This window comes from Saccharopolyspora gloriosae (assembly GCF_022828475.1).
Lineage (GTDB): Bacteria > Actinomycetota > Actinomycetes > Mycobacteriales > Pseudonocardiaceae > Saccharopolyspora_C > Saccharopolyspora_C gloriosae_A.
Genome location: NZ_CP059557.1, coordinates 360,627 through 385,195 on the forward strand (window position 1 = coordinate 360,627; position 24,569 = coordinate 385,195).

General features: G+C 70.4%; 23 protein-coding genes. 12 read left to right on the forward strand and 11 right to left on the reverse strand.

Annotation, left to right across the window (positions count from 1 at the left end; translation table 11 throughout):
- Positions 1 to 118: 118 nt before the first annotated feature.
- The 4 genes from H2Q94_RS01575 to H2Q94_RS01590 all read left to right on the forward strand — a co-directional run bounded on the left by H2Q94_RS01575 (position 119) and on the right by H2Q94_RS01590 (position 5,986).
- On the forward strand, positions 119 to 1,198 hold the full coding sequence (locus H2Q94_RS01575) for a FecCD family ABC transporter permease (protein WP_397545409.1): 1,080 nt from the start codon (positions 119 to 121) through the stop codon (positions 1,196 to 1,198).
- Entirely contained in the window at positions 1,195 to 2,283 is a 1,089-nt protein-coding gene (locus tag H2Q94_RS01580) for a FecCD family ABC transporter permease (protein ID WP_243791219.1), read from the forward strand. The genes H2Q94_RS01575 and H2Q94_RS01580 overlap by 4 nt, the downstream gene beginning before the upstream one ends.
- On the forward strand, positions 2,280 to 3,140 hold the full coding sequence (locus H2Q94_RS01585; RefSeq protein ID WP_243791221.1) for an ABC transporter ATP-binding protein: 861 nt from the start codon (positions 2,280 to 2,282) through the stop codon (positions 3,138 to 3,140). Before H2Q94_RS01580 ends, H2Q94_RS01585 begins: the two co-directional genes overlap by 4 nt.
- A gap of 287 nt (positions 3,141 to 3,427) precedes the next feature.
- Entirely contained in the window at positions 3,428 to 5,986 is a 2,559-nt protein-coding gene (locus tag H2Q94_RS01590; RefSeq protein WP_243791223.1) for an ATP-dependent Clp protease ATP-binding subunit, read from the forward strand.
- Positions 5,987 to 6,233: 247 nt separating this feature from the next.
- On the opposite strand, the gene H2Q94_RS01595 is transcribed toward H2Q94_RS01590, so the two are convergent.
- Positions 6,234 to 6,962 carry a DedA family protein gene (locus tag H2Q94_RS01595; protein WP_243791226.1) on the reverse strand — a complete coding sequence of 243 codons (729 nt, stop codon included), beginning with the start codon at positions 6,960 to 6,962 and terminating at the stop codon, positions 6,234 to 6,236.
- Positions 6,963 to 7,472: 510 nt separating this feature from the next.
- Here H2Q94_RS01595 and H2Q94_RS01600 point away from each other — a divergent pair.
- Together H2Q94_RS01600 and H2Q94_RS01605 are read left to right on the forward strand one after the other, a co-directional pair.
- Positions 7,473 to 9,650 (forward strand): AfsR/SARP family transcriptional regulator, encoded by a 2,178-nt coding sequence (locus H2Q94_RS01600; RefSeq protein WP_243791228.1) that lies wholly within the window; start codon positions 7,473 to 7,475, stop codon positions 9,648 to 9,650.
- A gap of 23 nt (positions 9,651 to 9,673) precedes the next feature.
- Positions 9,674 to 10,615, forward strand: a complete 942-nt coding sequence (locus H2Q94_RS01605; protein WP_243791230.1) for an ATP-binding protein — start codon at positions 9,674 to 9,676, stop codon at positions 10,613 to 10,615.
- Positions 10,616 to 10,766: 151 nt separating this feature from the next.
- On the opposite strand, the gene H2Q94_RS01610 is transcribed toward H2Q94_RS01605, so the two are convergent.
- Complete coding sequence (locus tag H2Q94_RS01610) at positions 10,767 to 11,591, reverse strand: ABC transporter permease (RefSeq protein WP_243791233.1); 825 nt, start codon at positions 11,589 to 11,591, stop codon at positions 10,767 to 10,769.
- Positions 11,588 to 12,544 (reverse strand): ATP-binding cassette domain-containing protein, encoded by a 957-nt coding sequence (locus H2Q94_RS01615; RefSeq protein ID WP_243791235.1) that lies wholly within the window; start codon positions 12,542 to 12,544, stop codon positions 11,588 to 11,590. Before H2Q94_RS01615 ends, H2Q94_RS01610 begins: the two co-directional genes overlap by 4 nt.
- A gap of 106 nt (positions 12,545 to 12,650) precedes the next feature.
- On the opposite strand from H2Q94_RS01615, the gene H2Q94_RS01620 reads away from it, so the two are divergent.
- A complete protein-coding gene (locus H2Q94_RS01620) occupies positions 12,651 to 13,646 on the forward strand; it encodes an endonuclease/exonuclease/phosphatase family protein (RefSeq protein ID WP_243791237.1) in 996 nt (331 codons plus the stop codon).
- Positions 13,647 to 13,829: 183 nt separating this feature from the next.
- On the opposite strand, the gene H2Q94_RS01625 is transcribed toward H2Q94_RS01620, so the two are convergent.
- From H2Q94_RS01625 to H2Q94_RS01650, 6 genes are all read right to left on the reverse strand, one after another.
- A complete protein-coding gene (locus H2Q94_RS01625; RefSeq protein ID WP_243791239.1) occupies positions 13,830 to 14,669 on the reverse strand; it encodes an SIR2 family NAD-dependent protein deacylase in 840 nt (279 codons plus the stop codon).
- A gap of 82 nt (positions 14,670 to 14,751) precedes the next feature.
- Positions 14,752 to 15,060: an antibiotic biosynthesis monooxygenase family protein gene (locus tag H2Q94_RS01630; RefSeq protein WP_243791241.1), complete on the reverse strand. Its 309-nt coding sequence runs from the start codon at positions 15,058 to 15,060 to the stop codon at positions 14,752 to 14,754.
- Positions 15,061 to 15,136: 76 nt separating this feature from the next.
- A complete protein-coding gene (locus H2Q94_RS01635; RefSeq protein WP_243791243.1) occupies positions 15,137 to 17,077 on the reverse strand; it encodes a YhgE/Pip domain-containing protein in 1,941 nt (646 codons plus the stop codon).
- Positions 17,074 to 17,766: an ATP-binding cassette domain-containing protein gene (locus H2Q94_RS01640; protein WP_243791246.1), complete on the reverse strand. Its 693-nt coding sequence runs from the start codon at positions 17,764 to 17,766 to the stop codon at positions 17,074 to 17,076. Before H2Q94_RS01640 ends, H2Q94_RS01635 begins: the two co-directional genes overlap by 4 nt.
- A 185-nt stretch (positions 17,767 to 17,951) precedes the next feature.
- Complete coding sequence (locus tag H2Q94_RS01645; protein ID WP_243791248.1) at positions 17,952 to 18,461, reverse strand: 2'-5' RNA ligase family protein; 510 nt, start codon at positions 18,459 to 18,461, stop codon at positions 17,952 to 17,954.
- Between the two features lie 30 nt (positions 18,462 to 18,491).
- Positions 18,492 to 19,376 (reverse strand): HhH-GPD family protein, encoded by an 885-nt coding sequence (locus H2Q94_RS01650; RefSeq protein ID WP_309501111.1) that lies wholly within the window; start codon positions 19,374 to 19,376, stop codon positions 18,492 to 18,494.
- Between the two features lie 179 nt (positions 19,377 to 19,555).
- Between H2Q94_RS01650 and H2Q94_RS01655 the strand changes: the two genes are divergently transcribed.
- Both H2Q94_RS01655 and H2Q94_RS01660 read left to right on the forward strand, forming a co-directional pair.
- The gene (locus tag H2Q94_RS01655) at positions 19,556 to 19,852 is read left to right on the forward strand and encodes a hypothetical protein (RefSeq protein WP_243791250.1); all 297 of its coding nucleotides are present in this window, start codon (positions 19,556 to 19,558) and stop codon (positions 19,850 to 19,852) included.
- Positions 19,849 to 20,172 carry a hypothetical protein gene (locus H2Q94_RS01660; RefSeq protein WP_243791252.1) on the forward strand — a complete coding sequence of 108 codons (324 nt, stop codon included), beginning with the start codon at positions 19,849 to 19,851 and terminating at the stop codon, positions 20,170 to 20,172. Before H2Q94_RS01655 ends, H2Q94_RS01660 begins: the two co-directional genes overlap by 4 nt.
- Positions 20,173 to 20,217: 45 nt before the next feature.
- Here H2Q94_RS01660 and radA read toward each other — a convergent pair whose 3' ends face one another.
- Complete coding sequence (gene radA / locus H2Q94_RS01665) at positions 20,218 to 21,594, reverse strand: DNA repair protein RadA (RefSeq protein WP_243791255.1); 1,377 nt, start codon at positions 21,592 to 21,594, stop codon at positions 20,218 to 20,220.
- A gap of 402 nt (positions 21,595 to 21,996) precedes the next feature.
- Positions 21,997 to 22,560, reverse strand: coding sequence for a copper chaperone PCu(A)C domain-containing protein (locus tag H2Q94_RS01670; RefSeq protein WP_243791257.1), 564 nt, complete (start codon positions 22,558 to 22,560; stop codon positions 21,997 to 21,999).
- A gap of 288 nt (positions 22,561 to 22,848) precedes the next feature.
- Here H2Q94_RS01670 and H2Q94_RS01675 point away from each other — a divergent pair, with 288 nt between their 5' ends.
- Genes H2Q94_RS01675 through ispF form a run of 3 tightly spaced genes read left to right on the forward strand, consistent with a single transcriptional unit; the run spans position 22,849 to position 24,537 of the window.
- Positions 22,849 to 23,337: a CarD family transcriptional regulator gene (locus tag H2Q94_RS01675; RefSeq protein WP_184483481.1), complete on the forward strand. Its 489-nt coding sequence runs from the start codon at positions 22,849 to 22,851 to the stop codon at positions 23,335 to 23,337.
- A 19-nt stretch (positions 23,338 to 23,356) separates the two neighbouring features.
- Positions 23,357 to 24,058, forward strand: a complete 702-nt coding sequence (gene ispD, locus H2Q94_RS01680; protein WP_243791259.1) for a 2-C-methyl-D-erythritol 4-phosphate cytidylyltransferase — start codon at positions 23,357 to 23,359, stop codon at positions 24,056 to 24,058.
- Complete coding sequence (gene ispF, locus H2Q94_RS01685) at positions 24,055 to 24,537, forward strand: 2-C-methyl-D-erythritol 2,4-cyclodiphosphate synthase (RefSeq protein ID WP_243791262.1); 483 nt, start codon at positions 24,055 to 24,057, stop codon at positions 24,535 to 24,537. The genes ispD and ispF overlap by 4 nt, the downstream gene beginning before the upstream one ends.
- The last annotated feature ends 32 nt before the right edge of the window (positions 24,538 to 24,569 follow it).

The following is a 24,569-nucleotide window of genomic DNA, read 5'->3' on the forward strand; positions in this document are numbered from 1 at the left end:
GGGAACCCGCACCGGCTTCCGTGAACCGGTCCGCCGGGCCGGACCCGTCCGTTAGCCTTAGGGCGGCCTAACCTAACTTGGGGCCAGGTGGCGGACCGGACGAGCGGAGAGTGGGACCTTGAGCCGCAGCGGAACCGTCGGGAGCCCGCCCGGCACCGAGCGCGCGGACGCGCCGGAGTCGTCGGCGCCCCGGCTCGGAGCTCGCCGCAGACGGAGGCTGCTGGGCCTGGCAGTGCTGCTCGGCGTGCTCGTGGTCAGTTGCCTGCTCAGCATCGCGATCGGGGCGAAGTCCATTCCGCTCGGCGACGTGTGGACCTCGCTGGTCGCCCCGGCGGGCTCCGAGAACTCGCTGATCGTCTGGGACCTGCGGTTACCGCGCACCGTCGTCGGAGTGCTCGTCGGCGCCGCGCTGGGTCTCGCGGGCGCCTTGATGCAGGGCCACACCCGCAACCCCATCGCCGACCCCGGCATCCTCGGCATCACCCAGGGCGCGGCCCTGGCGGTGGTGCTGGCCGTGTACTCCTTCGGCATCAGCAGCCTCTACGGCTACATCTGGTTCGGCTTCGTCGGCGCGCTGCTGGGGGCGCTGGCGGTGTTCGCGATCGGCTCGATGGGCGGTGCGGGCGCGACACCGGTGACGCTGGCGCTGGCGGGCATGGCGATCAGCGCGCTGCTGCAGGCCTTGACCTCGGCGCTGGTGCTCAGCGATCAGGAGAGCCTGGACACCTACCGGTTCTGGAAGGTCGGTTCGATCGCCGTCACCGATCCCGGCGTGATCTGGCAGGTGCTGCCGTTCCTGGTGGCCGGGGTGGTGCTGGGGCTGGCGAACTCGTCCGGGCTCAACGCGCTGGCGCTGGGCGAGGACGTCGCCCGCGGCCTCGGGCACCGCGTCCAGTGGACGCGGCGGCTCGGCGTGCTGGCGATCGCGGTGCTGGTGGGCGCGTCCGCCGCGGTGTGCGGGCCGATCAGCTTCGTCGGCCTGGTGGTGCCGCACATCGCCCGGTACTTCACCGGCGCCGATCACCGCTGGCTGCTGCCGTTCTCGGCGCTGCTGGGGTCGTCGCTGGTACTGCTGGCCGACATCGTGGGGCGGATGGTGGCGCGGCCGGCTGAAGTCCAGGTCGGGGTGATGCTGGCGATGGTCGGCGCCCCGTTCTTCATCGCGTTGGTGCGGCGCAGGAAGCTGGTGCGGCTGTGACTCAGGTTCTCGACGCCCCCGAGCGGGTGCCCGGCCGGTCGCCGCTGCGGCTCGGTCGCGTCTCCGGAGTGTTCCGGTTGCGTCCACTGCTGGTGTTGTTCGGCGGGCTGGTGGTGCTGCTCGGCGGCGTGCTGCTGGACATCGGCCTCGGCGAGTACCAGCTGAGTCCGGGACAGGTGTTGGTCACCTTGTTCGGCGGCGGTGACTACGCGGACCAGTACGTGGTGTTCGGCCTGCGCATGCCGCGCGCGTTGACGGCGGTGCTGGTGGGAGCGGCGCTGGGATTGGCGGGCGCGATCACGCAGGCCGTGGCTCGCAACCCGCTGGCCAGCCCGGACATGCTCGGCATCACCTCGGGTGCGGGCGCGGCGGCCGTCACGGTGATCGTGTTCGGCGGTTCAGCGGGCGCGCTGGGCGGGCTCGCGGAGGCGGTCGGCCTGCCGGTGGTCGCGCTGCTCGGCGGTCTGCTCGCCGGGTTCGCGATCTACGGGCTGGCGTATCGGGGCGGCGTCGACTCGTACCGGATCGTGCTGGTCGGCGTGGGGATCACCGCGCTGGCAGGCAACGCGATCTACTGGCTGCTCACGGTGGGCGACGTCAACGACGCCGGGCGGGCGATGGTGTGGCTGACGGGCAGCCTCAACGCCCGCGGCTGGGACCACGTGGTGCCGACGGCGATCGCGCTGGCCGTGCTGCTGCCGTTGACCTTGGTGGGGGCGCACGCACTGGGCGCGCTGCAGTTCGACGACGACACGGTGCGCGGCCTCGGGGTGCGGGTGAACCTGGCGCGCGGCGTGCTGCTGCTGGCGGCCGTGGTGCTGGCCTCGATCGCGACGGCGGCGGCGGGGCCGGTGCAGTTCGTCGCCCTCGCCGCGCCGCAGATCGCGCTGCGACTGTCCCGGTCCTCGCGGCCGCCGCTGGTGACCTCGCTGGTGCTCGGGGGCTCCTTGGTGGTGGTGGCCGACCTGCTGTCCCGGACGGCGTTCGGGGCGGCGGAGATGCCGGTGGGCATCGTCACCGCGATCTTGGGCGCCCCCTATCTGATTTATCTGCTCGTCCGTCGGTACCGGGAGGACCGCGCATGACCTCACCCGTGTCCACACCCAGCCAGGCGGTGGGCTCCGAGTCCGCCCCGCCGCGGCGACGGCTCCAGGGGCAGGAGCTGCGGCTCGCCTACGGCGATCGGGTCGTCGTCGACGGCCTGGACATCGATGTGCTCGACGGCACCATCACCGCCGTCATCGGCCCGAACGGCTGCGGCAAGTCCACGGTGCTGCGCGCGCTGGCGAGGCTGTTGCCGCCGAAGGCCGGGCAGGTGCTGCTGGACGGCAAGCAGATCCACAAGATGCCCACGAAGGAGGTCGCCCGCGTGCTGGGCCTGCTGCCGCAGACGCCGCAGGCCCCGGAGGGCCTCACGGTCGCCGACCTGGTCGCGCGCGGCAGGCATCCGCATCAGTCCTGGTACCGGCAGTGGTCCTCGGACGACGAGCAGGCCGTGGCGGAGTCACTGGCGTTGACCGGCATCGGCGACCTGGCCGAGCGGGCGGTGGACGAGCTCTCCGGCGGCCAGCGCCAGCGCGCCTGGTTGTCGATGGCGTTGGCGCAGGGCACGGACCTGCTGCTGCTGGACGAGCCGACGACGTACCTGGACCTGGCGCACCAGGTGGAGGTGCTGGACCTGATCGGCAGGCTGCACGACGAGAGCGGCCGGACCGTGGTGATGGTGCTGCACGACCTGAACCTGGCCGCCCGTTACGCGGACCGGCTGGTGGCGATGCGCGATGGCGTGATCGTCGAGGAGGGCACGCCGAGCGACGTGCTCACCGAGGAATTGCTGGCGGACGTTTTCGGGTTGAACGCTCGGGTGATCCCTGATCCAGTGGCGGGTACTCCGATGGTGGTACCTATTGGTAGCAGAGCGAAGTCCAGCGTGCGAGATTAGATCAACCGAGGACACCCGAACGGGTGCTCTGGTCCTGCCGGATCGGGTCTTGTTCGCGCTGAGCGGACATCGCCCCGCATTCGTGTCAGAGCGGAATGTCGCAGGTCGGCAGCTCGTTGGACGGTAGGCAAGACGGCGAACGGGTGCAGCGGCCTGCCAGCGGGTCCGGACTCCGCCGGGGTGCGGCTACTACAGTGGACCCCAGAGTGCTGAACCCATCGCGGGCATCGGCGAGCAGGAGCCGTGTCCCGGTACAACACCGCCGGCGCAGCAGTCAGGGAGTGCGAATGTTCGAGAGGTTCACCGACCGCGCGAGGCGGGTGGTCGTCCTGGCCCAAGAAGAGGCCCGGATGCTCAACCACAACTACATCGGCACCGAGCACATCCTCTTGGGCTTGATCCACGAGGGTGAGGGTGTCGCCGCTAAGGCGCTGGAGTCGCTGGGGATCGCGCTGGAAGGCGTGCGGCAGCAGGTCGAGGAGATCATCGGCCAAGGCCAGCAGGCCCCGAGCGGTCACATCCCGTTCACCCCACGGGCCAAGAAGGTGCTGGAGCTGTCGCTGCGGGAGGCGTTGCAGCTCGGCCACAACTACATCGGCACCGAGCACATCCTGCTCGGGCTGATCCGCGAGGGCGAGGGCGTCGCCGCGCAGGTGCTCGTCAAGCTCGGCGCGGACCTGAACCGGGTGCGCCAGCAGGTGCTGCAGCTGCTCTCCGGCTACCAGGGCAAGGAGCCCGCCGAGGCCGGCGGTCGTGGTGAGGGCACTCCGTCTTCGTCGCTGGTGCTGGACCAGTTCGGCCGGAACCTGACGCAGAGCGCGCGCGAGTCGAAGCTGGACCCGGTCATCGGCCGGGACAAGGAGATCGAGCGCATCATGCAGGTGCTCTCGCGGCGCACCAAGAACAACCCGGTGCTCATCGGCGAGGCGGGCGTCGGCAAGACGGCCGTCGTCGAGGGCCTGGCGCAGCAGGTCGTCAAGGGCGAGGTGCCCGAGACGCTGAAGGACAAGCAGCTCTACACGCTGGACCTGGGCTCGCTGGTCGCCGGTTCCCGGTACCGCGGTGACTTCGAGGAGCGCCTGAAGAAGGTGCTCAAGGAGATCAAGACCCGCGGCGACATCATCCTGTTCATCGACGAGATTCACACCCTCGTCGGAGCGGGAGCGGCAGAAGGCGCCATAGACGCCGCGAGCATCCTCAAGCCGATGCTGGCCCGTGGTGAGCTGCAGACCATCGGTGCCACCACGCTCGAGGAGTACCGCAAGTACGTCGAGAAGGACCCGGCGCTGGAGCGCCGCTTCCAGCCGATCCAGGTCGGCGAGCCCTCGCTGGAACACACCATCGAGATCCTCAAGGGCCTGCGCGACCGGTACGAGGCGCACCACCGGGTGTCCATCACCGACGGTGCGCTGGTCGCGGCCTCGACGCTGGCGGACCGGTACATCAACGACCGGTACCTGCCGGACAAGGCGATCGACCTGATCGACGAGGCCGGTGCCCGGATGCGCATCCGCCGGATGACCGCTCCGCCGGACCTGCGCGAGTTCGACGAGAAGATCGCCGACGTGCGCCGGGACAAGGAGTCGGCCATCGACGGCCAGGACTTCGAGCGCGCCGCGCGCCTGCGCGACGAGGAGAAGACGCTCCTCGGGCAGAAGGAGGAGCGCGAGACCCAGTGGAAGGCCGGTGACCTGGACGTCGTCGCGGAGGTCGACGACGAGCAGATCGCCGAGGTGCTGGCCAACTGGACCGGCATCCCCGTCTTCAAGCTCACCGAGGAGGAGACGACCCGTCTGCTCCGCATGGAGGACGAGCTGCACAAGCGGATCATCGGCCAGGACGACGCGGTCAAGGCCGTGTCGCAGGCGATCCGCCGTACGCGCGCCGGCCTGAAGGACCCGAAGCGCCCGTCGGGCTCGTTCATCTTCGCCGGCCCGTCCGGTGTGGGTAAGACGGAGCTGTCGAAGGCGCTGGCGGAGTTCCTGTTCGGCGACGACGACGCGCTCGTGCAGATCGACATGGGTGAGTTCCACGACCGCTACACCGCTTCGCGGCTGTTCGGTGCCCCTCCGGGCTACGTCGGCTACGAAGAGGGCGGTCAGCTCACCGAGAAGGTCCGCCGCAAGCCGTTCTCCGTGGTCCTGTTCGACGAGATCGAGAAGGCCCACCAGGAGATCTACAACACGCTGCTGCAGGTGTTGGAGGACGGCCGCCTGACCGACGGTCAGGGTCGCACGGTGGACTTCAAGAACACGGTGCTGATCTTCACCTCGAACCTCGGGACGGGGGACATCTCCAAGGCAGTGGGCCTCGGCTTCTCCGCGGGTAATTCGGCAGAGTCGAACTACGAGCGGATGAAGTCCAAGGTCAATGAGGAGATGAAGAAGCACTTCCGTCCGGAGTTCCTGAACCGGATCGACGATGTCATCGTCTTCCACCAGCTGACCGAGAACGAGATCATCCAGATGGTCGACCTGCTCGGTGGTCGTGTGGAGAAGGCGCTGCGGGGCAAGGACATGTCCCTGGAGATCACGACGAAGGCGAAGAAGCTGCTGGCCAAGCGCGGCTTCGACCCGGTGCTGGGTGCTCGGCCGCTGCGCCGCACCATCCAGCGCGACATCGAGGACCGGCTGTCCGAGAAGATCCTGTTCGGCGAGATCGAGGCCGGCCAGATCGTGATCGTGGACGTCGAGAACTGGGACGGCGAAGGCAAGGACGACGAGGCGACGTTCACCTTCCGCGGTGAGCCGCGTCCGTCGACGGTGCCGGATTCGCCGCCGGTGGACCTGGCGTCCTCGGGCGGTTCCTCCGAGGAGTCCTCGCAGGACAACAGCTCCGACGAGTGATCCCGGATCTCTGATCCGACCGCGGCCCCCGCACTTCGGTGCGGGGGCCGCGTCGCGTTCGGGCTACGACATCGGCTGGTTAAGAGCCACCGAGGCTCCGGGGCCAGCAATGCGTGCGTTGAGGTGCGGCGGGTGTGGCGTGTCCATGCGGGCTTCGAAGGATCCCCACGGTGGGCAGCTCGGCATCGACGATTCGGCTTGGCGCCGGTTCTCGCCGAGCTTGCGGACGGTCGGAGCTGATCTCGGGTCAGCGAACGCGGGGGAGTTGCCGGGTCGGGGCTTCGTAGTCGTCGACTCGGGGGAATTCTTCGGTGATGTCGTCGGCCAGGTCCTGCTCGCGGCGGTTGCGCTGGACGCGGGTGATGACGAAGTAGCCGATCGCCACCACGACGGCGCCCACCACGACCTTGGACACGATGCCCGCGTACTGCTCGACGAGGTACCAGTTCTCGCCGAGCAGGTATCCGGCCACCACAAAAAGCGTGTTCCAGATCAGGCTGCCCAAGCCGGTGAACAGGACGAACGTCGGTAGTGGCATCTTCTCCACGCCCGCGGGCAGTGAGATGAAGCTGCGGAACAGCGGGATCATCCGGCCGAGGAACACGGCTTTCACCCCGTGCTTGGCGAACCAGGCCTCGGTGCGGTCCACGTCGGCGACCTTGACCAGCGGCAGCTTCCCCGCGATCCGGTGCATCCGCTCCCGGCCGAGGGACGCCCCCAGCCAGTAGAGCACCAGCGCGCCGACGATCGATCCGATCGTCGTCCACAGCACCGCCGAGACGATGTTCATGTCGCCCTGGCTGGCGGTGAACCCGGCCAGCGGCAGGATCAGCTCGCTGGGGATGGGTGGGAACACGTTCTCCAGGGCGATGATCAATCCGGCGCCGGGGCCGCCGAGGGTCTCCATCACGCTGACGACCCAACCGGTGAATCCGGTCGGCTCGGCGGCGGCAGCGGCCAGTGCGGTCGAGGGCATCGAGGCTCCGAACGATCGATCGTCAAAGGGGCTCGGCAAAGCTGGGCGCCTCGGAGGAGGCGCCGACACACGGCTGCACATCGGGCGGCCACGCCGAACGGCCAGGTCGCGGAACCGCTGTGCGCTCGATGCCTGACATCGAGCACAACCGAGCGGAATGTCCGTTATTCCATGATTCCAGGACACCCTAGATGTTCGCCGTGTGATCCTCGTCGCCCGCCCGGGTCTTGTGGATAAGTCGACATCCTGTGGATGGGGGCTGTGGACAACTCTGGGGATAGCTCTGTTCCCGGGCCACAGGGCCTTGTTGCGCTGCGACGGAGGGGGCTGTCCACACCTGACCGGATGCCTGTTGAACGGCCAATTTTGTGTCCTGACCAGGCCGATCGAGACTGCGGCGAAGGCTGGGGACGCGAGTGGCAAGACAGAGGTGGAAGTTGTCCACAGGGTGAGGACGCTTCCGGCCGCGCAAGCCTCAGGCGCACAGCGAAACTCTGCGAAGCTGGGCAGGTGCGAGTGGCGATGTTGGGGCCGTTCCGGCTTTGTGCGGCCGACGGCCGCACGGTCGAGGTCGGCGGCCCGCGCGTCCGCACCCTGCTCGCCCGGCTCGCGCTGGACGCGGGGCACGCCGTGCCCGCCGAAACCCTGATCGACGACCTGTGGGGAGCGCACCAGCCCGGCGGTGCGCTCAACGCGCTGCAATCCCTCGTCTCCCGAGCCAGGCGGGTCACCGAAATCGCGCAGTCCGGGAGCGCCGGGTACTCGCTGGTGCTCGGCCGCGACGAGGTCGACGTGCACCGCTTCGATCGCCTGGTGGCCGCGGGCCGGGAGCGGTCGCGCGCCGACGACCTCGCGGCGGCCGCCACGACGCTGCGCGAAGCACTCGCGCTGTGGCGAGGTGCCGCGCTGGTCGACTTCACCGACTCGCCGTTCGCACCGCCGCACATCGCGCGACTCGACGAGACCCGGCTGGCCGCACTGGAAGATCGCATCGACGCGGACCTGCGACTCGGCGGGCACGAGGAGCTGATCGCCGAACTGGACGGCCTCTGCGCCCGCCACCCGCTGCGCGAACGACTCACCGCGCTGCGACTGCGCGCCCTGCACGCCGCAGGCCGCCGGGCCGATGCGCTCGCCGCGTACGAAGAGCACCGCGCCGGACTCGCCGAGCAACTGGGCGTCGACCCGGCCCCCGAGCTGAGCGCACTGCACACGACGCTGCTGCGCGGCGACCCGAGACCCGCCCCCGTGACGAACCCGTCCCGCTCCGCGTCGCAGCACACCGGGCTGCCCGCGCGGCTGAGCAGTTTCGTCGGCCGCGAAAGTGAAATCGCGCAGGTCGCCGACGTCCTCGCCCGCTCCCGCCTGGTGACCCTGTTCGGTCCCGGCGGCGCGGGCAAGACCCGCCTCGCCACCGAGAGCGCCGCCGCCATCACCGACCGCCGGGTGTGGTTCGTCGAGCTCGCCCCGGTGCGCGACGGCAGCGACCTCGCCGCGGCCGCGCTCGCCGCGCTCGGCATCCGCGAAACCCGGGTGCTGGAGGCACCGCACACCCACGGCACCGCGCGCCTCGCCGACGTGCTGGGCGGCGAACCGGCCGTGCTCGTCCTGGACAACTGCGAGCACCTGATCGACGCCGCCGCCGGATTCGTGCACGAGCTGCTCGGTAGGTGCCCCGAACTGCGAGTGCTGGCGACCAGCAGGGAACCGCTCGCGCTCACCGGTGAGCAACTGCTTCCGGTCGGCCCGCTGGCGCTGCCCGGCGAGGACACCGACCCCGCCGAATCCGCCGCCGTCCGGTTGTTCACCGACCGGGCGCGCTCCGCCAGCCCCGGTTTCGCACTCACCGAACGCACCGCGGCCCACGTGGTCGAGGTGTGCCGCAGGCTGGACGGCATCCCGCTCGCCATCGAACTCGCCGCCGCCAGGCTGCGATCGATGAGCCTGCCGCAGATCGCCGACCGCCTCGACGACCGATTCCGGCTGCTCACCGGCGGAAATCGCACGTCGATGCCGCGGCACCGCACGCTGCGGGCCGTCGTGGAGTGGAGCTGGGACCTGCTGACCGGACCGGAACGGCTGCTCGCCGGGCGGATGGCGGTGTTCACCGGCGCGGTTCGCGCCGAATCGATCACCGCGGTCTGCGGTGACGCGCAGCTGCCCGCCGAGGACGTGTTCTACGTGCTCTCGTCGCTGGTGGAGAAATCACTGGTGGCGGTCGTCGAATCCGAGCAGGGCACGCGCTACCGGATGCTGGAGACGGTGCGCGCCTACTGCAGGCAGCGCTCCGAGACCGAGCCGGAACGAGTGCGTGCCGCGCACCTCGCGCACTTCCTCGCGTTCGCCGAGGAAGCCGAACCGGGGCTCTACGGGCGCCACCAGATCGACTGGATGGATCGGCTCGACGCCGACCACGACAACTTGCTGGCCGCGCTGCACTGGTCGATCGAATCAGGCGATGCCGACAGCGGTCTGCGGCTCGGCGCGGCACTGGCCTGGTACTGGTCGATGTCCTCGCTCGATCGTGACGTCGAAGCGAGGTTCGCGGCCGTCGCGGCACTGCCCGGACCCGCATCGCCGCAGGCCAGGTCGGTCGTTGAATTGGGCAGCGCGGTCGCCGGTGCGGGGATCGCTGGTTCGAGCGGGTCCGCGCCGCCGCAGCGGCCGCCCGCGACACCGACGCGCTGAGCCGGTACCGGCACGCGGGGGTCATGGAAGCCGGGGCGTGGCTCATCACCGGCGAATTCGACGAAGTGCAGCGCGTCATCGACCGAGCCGCCGAGCATCCGGACCCGTGGGTGCGGGCTTCGGCGCTGTTCGGCCGGGCGTTCAGCGCCGAGTACGACGGCGACCCGGGCACCGCCGAGCAGCACATGCGCACCGCGGCCGACGCTTTCCGCGAGCTCGGCGACCGGTGGGGCCTGGCGCAGACCGTCAGCAGCCTCGCAGGGTTCCGCTCGCTGCGCGGGGACCACGCGGGAGCGGTCGACGTGCTGACGGAATCGCTGGAGTCGTTCCGGCAACTGCGTTCCGAAGCGGACCTCGTGCCGACCCTGCTGCGCATCGGCGCCGAACGGTTGCGCGCGGGCGATCTCGACGGCGGGCACGCCGACCTGGAACAGGCCCGGTCGATCGCGGACCGCACCCGGCCCTGGTTCACGATCTGGGCGCTGAACGGTCTGGCCGAGCACGCGCGGCTGTCGGGCCGACTCGACGCGGCCGAGAATTTCCTCGACGACGCGGACCGCATACCGGTGGACGAGCACGAGAACTCGGTGATCCAGCCCGTACTGCTGCTGCAACGCGCGCGGGTGCTGCTCGACCGGGGCCGGACCGCCGATGTTCCGGTGCTGCTGGCGAAAGCGCTGGAAGGCGGCTTCGGTATCCGGGACGTGCCCACCGCCGCCGTCGTCGCGGAGTGCGCGGCGCGCTGGCGCCTCCGAACCGACGACCCGCGCGGCGCGGCCCGGTTGCACGGCCTCGCCGTCGCGCTGCGCGGAGTCCTCGACGAAGGCGACCCGGACGTCCGCCGGGTGCGGGCCGCACTGCGGAAATCGGATGACCACGCGGCAGCGTTCGACACCGGAGCCGCGCAGGACCGCTCGGCGGCGTTCGCCGAACTCCGCAGCACCCTCAACTCCAGCAGCGCCTGAGACGAATGCCGCCTTCGCCTCACCTCGCCGGCCGAAGGCGACGTGCACTGGCGGCGGCAGGTGAATGCCTCATCTGACCGATGCTCGGGCAAAGAAGGCATTCACCTGGACTGGTCCGGCGCAGTTCGGCACGAGTCGGGACGCGGAGAGCTCAGACCCGTCGGCGGTAGGCCCACATGGCGAGGGGGAAGAAGACGGCGGTCAGCACCACCATCCAGATCACCGTTGCCGTCAGCGGGCCGGCGACCGGGCCGCCGATCATCAGGCCGCGTGCGGTGTCCGCGAGCTGCGTGACCGGGTTGATCTGCACCCACGCCTGCAACCAGCCTGGCATCGTCTCGGTCGGCACGAACACGTTGCTGCCCATCGTCAGCGGGAACATGAACGACATCGCCACGCCGGGAAGCGCCTGCTGGCTGCGGATCAGCATCCCGAGGAACACCGTGATCCAGCACATCGACAGCGCGAAGGCCAGCGCGATCAGGAACGCGGCGAACGCCTGCACCGGCCCGGTCTCGACGCGGAATCCCATCAGCGTCGCGACCAGCAGCAGCACCGCCACGGACACGATGTAGCGCACGATGTCGCCGAACACGGCGCCGATCAGCGGTGCCGACCGGGCGATCGGCAGGCTGCGGAAGCGGTCGAACACGCCCTTGTTGATGTCGGTGTTGAGCTGCATCCCGGTACCGAGGCTGCCGAAGATCATGTTCATGGCCATCACGCCCGGCAACGTCTGCTGCAGGTAGGCGCCGGTGTCCTGGGCGATCGCGCCGCCGAACAGGTACACGAACATCACCAGGAACAGGATCGGCTGCAACGTGACGTCGAGCAGCGCCTCCGGTGACTTGCGGATCTTGAGCACGCTGCGCCCGGCCAGCGTCAGGCCGTGCCGCACGGTGCGCAGCGGCCCGATGCGCTCGTGCTGCGACGGGGCCACTTCGGCCTCCGCGGAGCGTTCGATGGTGCTGGTCATGCTGCGGTCCCCTCTTCCGCGGCGGACTTCCCGGTGAGCGCGAGGAACACCTCGTCCAGGCTGGGCAGCCGCAAAGCCAGTTCGTCGGCGGTGATCCCGGCGTCGTCGAGCCTGCGCACCAGGGTCGACAGCAGCACCGGGTCGTCCACCGGCGCGGTGAGCAAGCCGCCCTCGTCGTGCGTGGCGGGCTGGGCGCCGGTGAGCTCGGCGACGATGCGCCGCACCTCCGGCACGTCCTCCGCGCCGCTGGGGCGCACCTGCAGGGTCTGCTTGCCGGTGCGGCGTTTGAGCTCGTCGGCCCGGCCTTCGGCGACGACGCGGCCGTGATCGATGACGCTGATCTTGTCCGCGAGCTGGTCGGCCTCCTCCAGGTACTGGGTGGTCAGCAGCACCGTGACGCCCTCGTCGGTGAGCGCGTTGACCATGTCCCACACCTGGTTGCGGCTGCGCGGGTCCAAACCGGTCGTCGGCTCGTCCAGGTACAGCACCTCCGGCCTGCCGACGAGGCTCGCCGCGAGGTCCAGCCGCCTGCGCATGCCGCCGGAGTACGTTTTGATCGCCCGGCCACCTGCGTCGGTGAGGCCGAACCTTTCCAGCAGCACCGCCGCCCGCGCCCGCGCGTCCCGCCGGGACAGCTCCAGCAACTTGCCGATGAGCACCAGGTTCTCCACACCGGTGAGCTCCTCGTCCACCGAGGCGTACTGCCCGGTGAGTCCGATTCGGCTGCGCACCGCCACCGACTCGCGGTGCAGATCGCGACCGGCGATCGTGGCACGCCCCTCGTCGGGCCGCAGCAGCGTGGCCAGGATGCGCACCGCGGTCGTCTTGCCCGCGCCGTTCGGCCCGAGCACCCCGAGGATCGAGCCGGTGGGTGCGGCCAAGTCGATACCGCCCAGCGCGGTCGTCGCGCCGAAGCGTTTCACCAGGCCTTCCGCCTGGATCGCGTAGGACATGCCAACTCCTTGATTCGCTATGCTTCCCACCATCGGGGGTATCGCTGACAAGTAGCGCACAGCGCACTGACAGCCTGCGTGAGCCGCACGACACCGGGGGTGCTGGATGGACACGGCCGTGGCCGAGCCCGAATCCGAATCCCCGCTTCCTCGGCGCAAGAGCGGCTTCGTCACCGCGCTGCTCGTGCTGGCCATGCTCGGAACGGCAGGATGGGCCGCGCCCGCGTTGTTGGGTTTCGACACGGCGAACCGCTACACGATCGCGTTGGCCGCGACCCTGCAGTACGCCGTGCCCGTCGGGTCGGTGCTGACCGTGCTGGGCCTGGTGCTGCGGCGGTGGCTGACCACGCTCATCGTCGGCCTGCTGACGGTGGTGCTGGCGATTCTGGTCCTCCCCAGGGCGATCCCGGACTCGCCGACTCCGGTGCAAGGTTCGCCGCTGCGGGTGCTGTCGGTCAATTTGTTTTTCGGGCGGGCGGAGCCGGAACATGTCGTGGACCTGGTGCGCGACGGGCGGATCGACGTGCTGAGCCTCCAGGAACTCACCCCGGAGGCCGTCGCCGAACTGGACCGGGCGGGTCTCGCGGAGCTGCTGCCGCACCGGGTGCTGCACAGCGGCCCGCAAGCGGACGGGACCGGGATCGCCTCGCGGTACCCGCTGCGAGAACTCCCGCTGGTGCCGCCGACGTCACTGGCCCAGCCGTCCGCGCTGATCGACCTGCCGGGGCGGCGGGACGTGGAGTTCGTCGCGGTGCACCCGATCTACCCGGTGGGCGCGGACACGGCGGGCGACTGGCTCCGCGAGCTCACCGCGCTGCCGCGGCCGCCGGGGGAGCGCGAGACGCCGCGGATCCTGGCGGGGGACTTCAACGCGACGCTCGACCATTCGCCGCTGCGCGCGCTGCTGGGCAGCGGCTACGCCGACGCCGCCGAGGTCACCGGCGCCGGGCTCACCCCCACCTGGGGGGCGGGGTGGATGCCGCGCGCCACCATCGATCACCTGCTGACCAGCGAAGGACTGGTGACGCAGGAGTACTCGGTGCTGGACGTCCCCGGCACGGACCACCGGGCGATCAGCGGCCACATCGTCATCCCGGATTGACGGGTAGTCGGTTTTCGGTGTCCGGGTAGTTGAACTTCAGTCGGTCTCTCGCTGCGGGATCTCCGCCACGAGCAAAGAGCTGTCCTCGCGAGAAACCGCCCGAGAACCCGCCGGTGACCGGCTTTTCGACGTGGGCTGTGCGCTTCGCGCCTCCAGGCACGGCCTCCGGCCGCGAGGATCGGGTCACGAAGCGACTCGTTGGAGCTCCGCGTCGATGGCCTGGAGCGCGGGCAGGGAACGTTCCGGGAGGGAGATGCCGCGGCCGTGGCGGACTTCCGGTTCGCGCGGGTTGATGCGGATCAGCGCGCCGGAAGCGGCCGAGGACAGCTCCGCGTGCCTGCGCACCGTCGGTACCGCGGTCCCCGCACCGAGCTCCACCACCACCAGCCGAGCCGCCCGCAGCGACCGGCGCCACGCCTGGAGCTCGTCCAGCCGCGGCTGCGCGTGCGCGGGAACCCAGCTCCAATCGCCGAACATCAGGATGTTCGGCCGCGCCGTCCCGCCGCAGTTCCGGCAAGCGGGCAGCGGTGGCCGCGCGCGCATCGTTTCGACCTCCACCGGAACCGAGAGATCGTCCGCGGGCCACACCTCGTCGGTGCAGGGCTTCAGGCATTGCAGGTGGTGGATGCTGCCGTGGCACTCGGCGACGTGCTCCGGGGCGAACCCCGCGACCTGGAACTGCCCATCGACGTTCGAGGTGAACACCCGCGCTCCGAGCGGCATCCGCTGCGCCCAGCGGCGCAGCACCTCGAAGCCCTCGTGCGGCACCGTCTCCCGGTACAACCCGAGCCGGTGCCCGTAGAAACCCCAGGCCAGCTCGGGATCGTCCGCGAAGTGCACCGGGTCGGCGACCTCCGCGAAGCGGAGCCCGAGCCGCTCGTAAGGCGGGTAGGCCCGCCAGAACCCGGTGTCGCCGCGGAAGTCGGGAAGGCCGGAATCGACGCCCATCCCGGCTCCCGCGCACACCAGCAGCGCCTCCGCTTCCGCGATCAGTTTCGCGGCGTCGGCGACTTCCGAACCCACCGTCCGGTGCTCCTCATCGTTCGTTCCGGCGGGCGCCGCGCCCGCCGGGCGGCCGACGCGGTGCTCACCTGATCCGGCCGCGTCACGCGTCCTTGTGCTTCTCCTGCACGACCTCGAACTCCAGCAGGTTCGAGCCGGTGGCGACCGTGTTCTTGTGCTCACCTGCGTGCGCGGCCTTCGCCGGACCCTGCGCCCAGTTCTGGAAGTCCTCCTCGGACTCCCACTTCGTGTAGACGAAGTACCGGTTGTCGCCCTGGACGGGCCGCAGCAGCTCGAAACCGAGGAAACCGGGGGAATCCTCGACCGAGCCGTGCCGACCGGCGAACCGCTTCTCCAGCTCGGGGCCGGAGCCTTCGGGAACCTCGATCGCATTGATCTTCACAACAGCCATGTACTCAGACTACGGCTGCCTCCGAGACCTGACGAACAGCGCGGCGGCGGTGCGCACGGGACGGGACACGCCCGGCTCACAACTCGATCTGCGGGTGCAGCCTGCCGACGGTCCACATCCGCTGCCGCAGCACCGCCAGCGATGTGAGCAGCAGGAACACCACCAGCACGCCGCCCAGCACGATCGCGTCCCAGGCCAGGTGCCACTGCTCGCCGCCGGTGAACGCCACCCGCAACCCGTCGACCAGGTAGCTCATCGGCAGCACCGAGTGCAGCGCCTGAATCGGCGCGGGCGCGGTCTCCAGCGGGTACAGCCCACCGGAGGCGGTGATCTGCACCAGCAGCAGCGCCAGCGACACCAGCCCGCCGACCACGCCGAACGCGGCGCGCAGGAAGTGGTTGATCGCGGTGAACGCCGCCGCCCCCAACGCGGTCAGCCCGACCGCCGCGGGCAGGTCCACCGGATCCAGCCCCAGCGTCAGATCCATCGCGCCCAGCAGCACCAGCCCGCCGATCACGCCCAGCACGGCCGCGGGCAGCCAGCCGCCGATCGCGACCGACAGCGGATTCGTGCGCCCGCCCAGCGCGCGCTGGTTCAACGGCGTGAACAGCAGGTACGCGAACAGCCCGAACACCCACAGCGCGATCCCGAAGAACAACGGCGCCACCCCGCGGCCGTACACGTCGGCCGAGTTCAGCGTCGTGGCCCGCACCACCGACGGCGTGCCCAGCTCCGATGAGGCCCGCGCGACCTCCGTCGGCCCCGCGGGCGGCATCCGGCCGAGGCTGTCCCGCACTTGATCGGCGAGCCGCCGCGCGCCGTCGTTGAGCTGCCCCGAGCTGGTCTGCGCGACACCGATGTTCGCGACCAGCGTGTTCACGCCGTGGCTGAGCCCGTTGACGCCGCCGGTGAGTTCCGCGGAAGCCAGCCGCAACCGGGTCGCGGGGTCGCCGATGTCGTTGACGTCCTGCTGCAGCGGGTCGAGGTCGTCGCGCAGCGCCAACGCCCGGTCCTGCGTCTCGGCGGCGCTTCGCTGCGCGTCCTGCGCAGCGCCGTTGACGGTGGCCGTGGTGGCGGCGAGCTGCCGCGCGTCGTCCAACGCCGATCGGTACAGCGGATCTCCGCTCAGCTCGGGATGCCGGTTCGCGAGCTGCGCCAACGCTCCCGCCGAACGCTCGGCCTGGCTCTGCGCGGCCGCGGTGCCGCCGGTGATCGTGTTGAGGTCGCGCACCGCCGAGCCGCTCGTGTCCAGCAGCGCCTCGGTCGTGGCGGGCAGTCGTTGCCCGGTGAACTCGGTGATCGACGACAGCTGCTGGTCGAGCTGCGCGGAGGCGCTCGCGATGTCGCGCACCCCGCCCGACACGTGGCCGGCGCCGTCGCGCACTCCGGTGAGCCCCCGCGCCAGCGCACCCGTGCTCTGCTTGCCCAGCTGGGTGCCCTGCACCAGCTGTTCGGAGATCTCCGAGGCGGTGCCGAGCTTGCCGCGAACCTCGCCGAGATCCCCGTACAGCCCCCGCGCGTAGGCGGCGTACGCGGCGGCGTTGATCTGGTTCTGCAGTTCGTAGCGAGCCGTGTCGGCCATGACCCCCGCCAAGTGGCCGTTCGCATCGTTCCTGGTCAGCAACACCGCTGGGCGTTGCGGGGCGCTGCGCGTCGAGTTCGCCAGCCGGGTGCTGAAGTCCTCCGGGACGCGGATCGTGAAGTAGTAGCGGCCCTGCTCCAGCCCGCTGCGGGCGGTGTCCACGTCGACGAAGTGCCACTGGAACGTGTCGGTCGTGCGCAGCTGCTGCACGAACTGCTCACCCGCGTTGACCTGCTCCCCGTTGTGGTCGGCGGGCCGATCGGAGTTGACCACCGCGACCGGCACCGCCGACATGCGGCCGTAGGGATCCCAGTTCGACCACAGGAACAACGCCCCGTACAGCAGCGGGATGAGGATCAGCACGGCGGGAACGAACCGGCGCCACGGCCCGCGGAAGCGGCGCAGTTCGAGCCAGGCGAGGTAGACGGCCTTCATCGGACTTCCTCGTTCGCGGCCGTGCTGAACAGGGGCAGGCCGCCGGTGTCGTCGCCGAAGTCGACGATGTTGTACGGCAGCCGGATCAGCACGTCCGCCTCGGAAGGGGGTTCGGTCGAGCTGGCCAGGACGGTGGTGCCCGCGTCGGCCACTGCCCGCAGCGCCGACCACACCCGGTTGCGGCCGGAGGGCAGCAGTCCGGCGACGACGTCGTCGACCAGGATTCCCGGTGGCGCACCGGCGGTGGCCAGCGCGATCGCCAGCATCAGCCGGTCGTCCGGGTACAGCTCGTCGATCAGCGCGGCCCGGTCCACGTCCAGGCCGAGCGCCGCCATCGCCCGGTCCACGGCCCGCGCGCCGACCCGCGCGGTGATCCGGCGTTCGCGGATCGCCTCGCGGACCCGCAGCCTGCCTTCCAGCTCGAAACCGGGGGAGAGCCGGGCCGGGACGATGGCCCGCCGGACCAGGCTCGCGCGGCGCGGGGCCTCGTCGATCTCGATGCGCCCCGCGACGATCTTCAACCGGCCGGACAGCGCGAGCAGCAACGAGGTGCGGCCGGTGCCGCCCTCCCCGACGATCACCGCGAGTTCGCCCGGATACACGCGCGCGTCGACGTTCTCGAAGACGATGCCCTCCGGGCCGGTCGCGGTGATCCCGCGCGCCACGATGCTCACACCGTCGACATCCATCTCGCTCCTCACACCGCGTGACAGGCTGCCGGTCCAAAGTGGCCCCTCACCTGAGCAAGAGCAACTCGGGCGGGCACCCGCTGTAGTCCACAGTGGAGAGAATGAGTGCGCTGGTCGGCAGGCCGAACAGGCCGTCTCCCACGAGGGCGGGGAAGCGGGTCCGGATCACCCGTTCCGGGGCTTGCTCACCGCGATACGAGGACCTCGGCGTCGCCGGTGCGGGAATCGAGCACGGCGACCTCGGACACCGCGGCCCGAACCGGAGCGACCGACCGCAACGCGGCGAACCCGGCGGTGAGCACATCCCCGCCGAGCACCGGGGTGAGCGCGCAGTGCGGGATCCAGGCGCCGGGGAAGTAGTACGCCGACGGGTTCGTCACCTTGCCCGCCAGCACGTCGTGCACCGCCGAATGCACCGCCAGCAGTTCCGCGTCCACCACGGCCGTCAGCAGCAGCACCGCGTCCTCGCCGGGGAACGTGCCCAGCGTGTAGAACCACAGGTCCGGGAGGAACAGCGCGCCGAGTTCCGCGCGCAACGCCTTGCGGGTCGTCGCGGGGATCGCGCTCGCCGAAGCCAGCGTCACGCTCGGCCGGCCCGCGGCCACCGGAACGTCCGCCGCGTCCAGGGAATCGCGCAGCGCGCGCAGCCTGGTCTCGGTCGCGTCGTCGAAGAACACGGTCAGCGTCTGCGCCATGATTCCGCCCTCCGGCCGGGAAGAGGCCGCTCAGTGCTCACCGGGCAGCGCGAACCGGCCGTCCTCGGTCTGTTCCAGCAATCCGTCCACCAGCAGCGAGTCCAGGCAGCGATCGCGCTGCCCGGCGTCCTGCCACACGGCGTCGAGACTGGCGCGCGGCACCGGCCCCTCCGAGCCGCGCAGCACGTCGAGCAGCTTGCCGCGCACCTGCCGGTCGGTGCCCGCGAACTTCTGCACCTTCTTCGCAGGCCCCGCGTACGCCGGGCGACCGGCGTGCTGCCACGCGCACTCCGCCGCGATCGGGCAGCGCTCGCACGCGGGTGAGCGGACCGTGCACACCACCTGCCCGAGCTCCATGAGCGCCGCCGACAACCGCGCCGCACTCGTGTCGTCGGCGGGCAGCAGCGCGTCCACGTCGGCCAGGTCGCGCTTCGTCGACGGCGGCCCCGCGTCTCCGGCGCCGTGCACGGCGCGGGCCACGACGCGGCGAACGTTCGTGTCCACCACCGGAGCTCGCAGGCCGTAGGCGAACGCCGCCACCGCCCGCGCCGTGTAGGCGCCGATGCCCGGCAGCGCCAGCAGTGTGTCCACATCGGACGGAACGACGTCGCCGTGCTCCGCCGCGATCGCGCCCGCGGCCTCGTGCAGCCGCAGCGCCCGGCGCGGATAGCCGAGCTTGCCCCAGGCGCGCAGCACCTCGGCCTGCGAGGCGGCGGCGAGGTCGGACGGTCGCGGCCAGCGCGCCATCCACTCCTGCCAGATCGGGGCGACCCGGTTCACCGGCGTCTGCTGGAGCATGGTCTCGCTGACCAGCACGCCCCAGCCGGTGACACCGGCCGCGCGCCACGGCAGCGGGCGGGCTTCGGCCGCGAACCAGTCGATGAGTTCGGTGGGGTCCCAGGTGATCGTCGTCATCTCGGCTTCGATCCTGCCAGCACGCGACGAGGCGGCTGCCGGCACCCTCACGGCGACGCGAAGCAGCCTAAGATCACTCGAAGGGGCTACTGCGGGCGACTGATCATCAGGATCAAAGCACCTGATCGGGTGTGTTCACGTTGAGCTGTTCGGCGGTATCGACGAGTTAGTGTCGGACCGTGCTGGACCCCATCGGACCGCTTCCCCGCGAGGTGTACTGGCGTCGCCGCGCATTGGCGATCGGCGTGATCGTGCTGGTCACCGCCCTGACGCTGTGGGGAGTCACCGTTCTGGCGGGTGCCCTGATCCCGGATCGCGCCGCCGCGCCCGCCCCGCAGGCCGCGCCGCCACCGGCTCAACCGCCGCCCCCGCGGCCCCGCCGCCCCCGCCGCCGTGCGCGGATCAGGACCTCCGGCTCGCCGCCGAACCCGTCCGCGCCACCAACTCGACCGGGGAGCCGATCGCGCTGCGCATGATCCTCACCAACGCGAGCTCGACGCCCTGCGTCCGCGACACCAGTCGCACGCTCCGCGAAATCGTCGTGTCCACATCGGACGGAACCCGGTTCTGGTCGAGCAACGACTGCCACGTCGAAACCACCAACGAGCGCCCGCTGCTCGAACCGGGCAAGTCGATCCGCAACGAGATCGAATGGACCGGAGTCGCCTCCACCCGCGGCGCCACACCCCGCCAGTGCGCCGCCGAACGCGACACCGCCACCGCGGGCGACTACGTGGTGGGAGCCCGCCTGGACGGCCTGGTCAGCCAACCGGCCCCCTTCAAGATCACCGGTTGAGTCGCGTGCCGCTTCGGCATCCGGGTGCGGATCCCGGATCCGGAATCAGCGGGACCGCAGCGATTTCAGCGCCGTCTGCAGATCCGGCACCACGGTCGCCTTGATGCCGGACGGAAGCCTGCCCGAATCCGGCGGCACCAGCGCCCGGTCGAACCCCAGCCGCGCGGCCTCCGCGAGCCGCCGTCCCACCGCGCTCACCCGGCGGATCTCCCCGGCCAGCCCGACCTCACCGATCACCACCATGTTCGGCGGCAGCGGGACGTCCAGCGAGGACGACGCGATGGCCAAGGCGACGGCCAGGTCCGCAGCGGGCTCGGTGACCTTCATGCCGCCCACCGTCGCGGCGAACACTTCCTTCTCCCCGGTGCGAATCCGGCCGCGCTTGTCCAGCACCGCCAGCGTCATCGACACCCGAGCCGAATCCAGCCCGCTGACCGCGCGGCGCGGGATCTGCATCTGCGTCGGAGCCACCAACGCCTGCACCTCGGCCAGCAGCGGGCGCTTGCCCTCCACCATCACCGTGACCGCGGTGCCCGGCACCGCCGCCTCCTGCCGGTTCAGGAACAGCCCCGACGGATCGGTGACCTCCGCGATGCCGTCGTCGCGCTGCTCGAAGCAGCCCACCTCGTCGGCCGGGCCGAACCGGTTCTTGATGCCGCGCAGCATTCGCAGCGAGGAATGCCGATCGCCCTCGAAGTTGAGCACCACGTCCACCAAGTGCTCCAACGCGCGCGGCCCCGCGACCGCGCCGTCCTTGGTCACGTGCCCCACCAGCACCACCGGCAACCCGCGTTCCTTCGCCAGCGCCACCAGCCCGGACGTCACCGCCCGGACCTGGGTCACCCCGCCGGGAGTGCCGTCCACCTCCGGGGACTGCACCGTCTGCACCGAGTCCACGATCAGCAGCCCCGGCTTGATCGCCTCGACGTGGCCGAGCACCGCGGACAGGTCGTTCTCCGAACCCAGGAACAGTTCCGGGTCGAGCGAATCGGTGCGCTCCGCGCGCAACCGCACCTGACCGGCCGATTCCTCGCCGGTGATGTACAGCGACGGGCCGCCGGTGCGCGCCGCGGCCCAGCGGTGCGCGACCTCCAGCAGCAGGGTCGACTTGCCGACACCGGGCTCACCGGCCAGCAGCATCACCGCGCCGGGAACGATGCCGCCGCCGAGCACCCGGTCCAGCTCCGCGATGCCCGTCGCCACCGCCCGCGCCGAGTCCAAATCGACCTCGCCGATCGGGCGGGCGGAGGTCGACGGCGTCGCCGGGGCCATCTTCGCGAGCGCGGGTTTGGCCGGGGCCGCCTCGTCCATGGTGTTCCACTCGTGGCACTTCGGGCAGCGGCCGACCCACTTGGCGACCTCGTGGCCGCATTCGGCGCAACGGAAGGCGGGCCGGGCGACACGACCATTCTTGGCAGGCACGATCACGAGGCTATCCGTTGGCCCCGACTGGGTTCGGTGCCGACATTCGCTCGCGTGTCTTTCGGGGGGCTTTGCAGAGCGGGCTGCGTGCTGGATCTGGTAGCGGAACCTCAGCGGCTTCCTCGCTGCGGGATCGATTTCTCATGTGTGCCGTGCACAGCGAAATCGCTGTCCTCGCGAGGAAGCCGCCGAGAACCCGCCGGTGGTCGTTTTGCTCTAGCCGGTCACTGGTCATCGGCTTCGCCGCTGAGAAGACAACGATCAACTGATCAACCGATCGAAAGATCGAAAAGTCAGGGGCACCGGAGGGGCTTCACGGGTGGCTCTGGGGTGCCGGGCGATCTTGGAAATGCCGAAGGCCGCCCGTGGGCGGCCTTCGGGTGACGCTGGGGGCGTCGGAGGTCAGTGGTGCGACTCTTCGCCGCCGGTGTCGGGGCGGGGGGTCGAGTCTTCGCCGATCGGGACCTGCACGGTGACCGGGCCGGCCTTTTCGAAGACGAAGGTCACCGGGACCGTCACGCCGGGCGTGATGTCCTGGGTGAGCCCCTTCAGCGTGATCGAGACCTCGCGCTGCTGGGTGCCACCGGCCTGGACGTCCTCCGCGCCGTAAGCGTGCAGTGCGGACCGCGAGGGCAGGGTCCGCTCCTGGCCGACCTCGACCGAGTTCGCGTAGGTGCTGGTGACCTGCACGAGCCGGTCCAGTTCGCCGGTGTCGTTGATCAGCACGCCCGCGAGCGGGGCGGACGAACCGGCGGGGTAGCGGGATCCGCTCTCCGGGAAGGACAGCGTCGCGTTGCGGACGCCGATGCCGTTGGCGTCTCCGCTGCCGCCGGCGACGGCGGCAACCTGCGTGTCGGTCTCGGTGACCTGACCCGCGCTGCAGCCGGCGAGTGCGACGACGGCACCCAGGCCGAGGGCGGCCGAGGTCAACCGCACGCGAAAGGTGTGGTGCTGAGGGCGGCTCACGGTGGCAGTGTCCTTCCTGATAGCCGGACGACCGCGATGGAGCTTAATGGTCCGGTTCCCGTGACCAGTAGGCAGACCCCACATCGGCTCCCGCTCCCGTGTCGTGAACCGTGTTCGGAGGGTGTCCATAGTGGATCAAATGGGGGCTGGGGTAACCCTCCGGATGCATGTCCGGAGGTTGTTTGTCAACCCCCGATCGCGTCCTGACCTGCGACGACACCTGGGAGCCGGTCGGAGCTCGGTTGCCGTGCATGCTAAGCTGGGCACAGCGAAAGGGGCAGAGGACACATGGTTTTCAAGGTCGGAGAGACCGTCGTCTACCCGCATCACGGCGCCGCGCTCATCGAAGCAATCGAGACCCGTGTGATCAAGGGCGAGGAGAAGCAGTACCTCGTCCTCAAGGTCGCGCAAGGTGATTTGACCGTTCGTGTTCCCGCTGACAACGCCGAGATCGTCGGTGTTCGGGACGTGGTCGGTCAAGAGGGTCTCGATCGAGTCTTCGATGTGCTGCGCGCCCCGCATACCGAGGAACCGACTAACTGGTCCCGGCGGTACAAGGCCAACGTGGAGAAACTCGCCTCCGGCGATGTGAACAAGGTGGCCGAAGTGGTGCGCGACCTCTGGCGGCGCGAAAAGGACCGTGGGCTGTCCGCGGGTGAAAAGCGCATGTTGGCCAAGGCCAGGCAAATACTGGTCAGCGAATTGGCGCTGGCCGAAGGGACCGACGAAGGCAAGGCCGAGTCCCTGCTGGACGAAGTTCTCGCCACGGCAGTGTGATCGGCGGGTCCTGCTCAACGTGAAAGTGGTGGCCCTCGTTCCGGCCGCCGGGCGCGGCGTGCGCCTCGGTGCCGGAATGCCGAAAGCGCTGGTGCCGGTTTCGGGTGAGTCTTTACTGGTGCGCGCGGTCCGCGGTCTGCTGGACTCCGGCCGCGTGCACCACGTGATCGTCGCGGCTCCGCCCGATCAGGTGGACGTCGTCGAACGCGACCTCGGCGAATTCGACCCGGCCGTGGTGCACGTGGTGCCCGGCGGTGCGGATCGCACCGAATCGGTCCGCCTCGCGCTCGCGGTCACCGAACGCGTCGTGCCCGACGCCGAAGTGGTGCTGGTGCACGACGCGGCACGTGCGTTCACCCCGGCGATCGTGATCACCGATGTGGTGGACGCCGTGCGCGCCGGCGCCTCCGCGGTGATCCCGGTGCTCCCGGTCGCCGACACGATCAAGCAGGTCGACGCGGCGGGCTCGGTCACCGCCACCGTCGACCGGTCGCAGCTGCGCAGCGTCCAGACTCCGCAAGGTTTCAGCCTCGACACGCTCCGCGCCGCCTACGACGCGGCGGGCGATGCCGCCACCGACGACGCCGGGCTCGTCGAACGGATCGGTGGCGAAGTGCGCACCGTGCCGGGGCATCCGCACGCATTGAAGATCACCACCGCGTTCGACTTGGCGGTCGCCGAGTCGGTGCTGGCCGTCGAACCGATCGGAGAACCCCGGTGACCGGACCACTGCCGAGGATCGGGCAGGGCGTCGACGTGCACCCCGTGGAAGCCGGCCGCGAGTGCTGGATCGCGGGGCTGCTGTGGCCCGGAGTCGACGGGTGCAGCGGGCACTCCGACGGCGACGTCGCCTCGCACGCGTTGTGCGACGCGCTGCTCTCGGCAGCGGGACTCGGCGATCTGGGCGCCGTGTTCGGCACCGGCGACGACCGGTGGGCCGGGGCGCACGGAGCGGAACTGCTCACCGAAGTGCTCTCCCGAGTCACCGCGGCCGGGTACCAGGTCGGCAACGCCACGGTGCAAGTGATCGGCAACGCGCCGCGCATCGGCAAGCGCCGGGACGAGGCGCAGCGGGTGCTCTCCGAGGTGCTCGGGGCGCCGGTGTCGGTGTCCGGCACGACCAGTGACGGGCTCGGCCTGACCGGCCGCGGCGAAGGTATCGCCGCAGTGGCCACCGCATTGCTCTTCTCGGCGGCTTGACCTGCGGGTTCGGTTAATTTCTCCCCACCAGG

What these genes read in the sequence shown, in the direction of transcription:
- H2Q94_RS01585 (WP_243791221.1), top strand. Translation starts at nt 2,280, where the DNA reads ATGACCTCACCCGTGTCCACACCCAGCCAGGCGGTGGGCTCCGAGTCC.
- H2Q94_RS01590 (WP_243791223.1), top strand. Translation starts at nt 3,428, where the DNA reads ATGTTCGAGAGGTTCACCGACCGCGCGAGGCGGGTGGTCGTCCTGGCC.
- H2Q94_RS01595 (WP_243791226.1), bottom strand. Translation starts at nt 6,962, where the DNA reads ATGCCCTCGACCGCACTGGCCGCTGCCGCCGCCGAGCCGACCGGATTC.
- H2Q94_RS01605 (WP_243791230.1), top strand. Translation starts at nt 9,674, where the DNA reads ATGGAAGCCGGGGCGTGGCTCATCACCGGCGAATTCGACGAAGTGCAG.
- H2Q94_RS01610 (WP_243791233.1), bottom strand. Translation starts at nt 11,591, where the DNA reads ATGACCAGCACCATCGAACGCTCCGCGGAGGCCGAAGTGGCCCCGTCG.
- H2Q94_RS01615 (WP_243791235.1), bottom strand. Translation starts at nt 12,544, where the DNA reads ATGTCCTACGCGATCCAGGCGGAAGGCCTGGTGAAACGCTTCGGCGCG.
- H2Q94_RS01620 (WP_243791237.1), top strand. Translation starts at nt 12,651, where the DNA reads ATGGACACGGCCGTGGCCGAGCCCGAATCCGAATCCCCGCTTCCTCGG.
- H2Q94_RS01630 (WP_243791241.1), bottom strand. Translation starts at nt 15,060, where the DNA reads ATGGCTGTTGTGAAGATCAATGCGATCGAGGTTCCCGAAGGCTCCGGC.
- H2Q94_RS01635 (WP_243791243.1), bottom strand. Translation starts at nt 17,077, where the DNA reads ATGAAGGCCGTCTACCTCGCCTGGCTCGAACTGCGCCGCTTCCGCGGG.
- H2Q94_RS01640 (WP_243791246.1), bottom strand. Translation starts at nt 17,766, where the DNA reads ATGGATGTCGACGGTGTGAGCATCGTGGCGCGCGGGATCACCGCGACC.
- H2Q94_RS01645 (WP_243791248.1), bottom strand. Translation starts at nt 18,461, where the DNA reads ATGGCGCAGACGCTGACCGTGTTCTTCGACGACGCGACCGAGACCAGG.
- H2Q94_RS01650 (WP_309501111.1), bottom strand. Translation starts at nt 19,376, where the DNA reads ATGACGACGATCACCTGGGACCCCACCGAACTCATCGACTGGTTCGCG.
- H2Q94_RS01660 (WP_243791252.1), top strand. Translation starts at nt 19,849, where the DNA reads ATGATCCTCACCAACGCGAGCTCGACGCCCTGCGTCCGCGACACCAGT.
- H2Q94_RS01675 (WP_184483481.1), top strand. Translation starts at nt 22,849, where the DNA reads ATGGTTTTCAAGGTCGGAGAGACCGTCGTCTACCCGCATCACGGCGCC.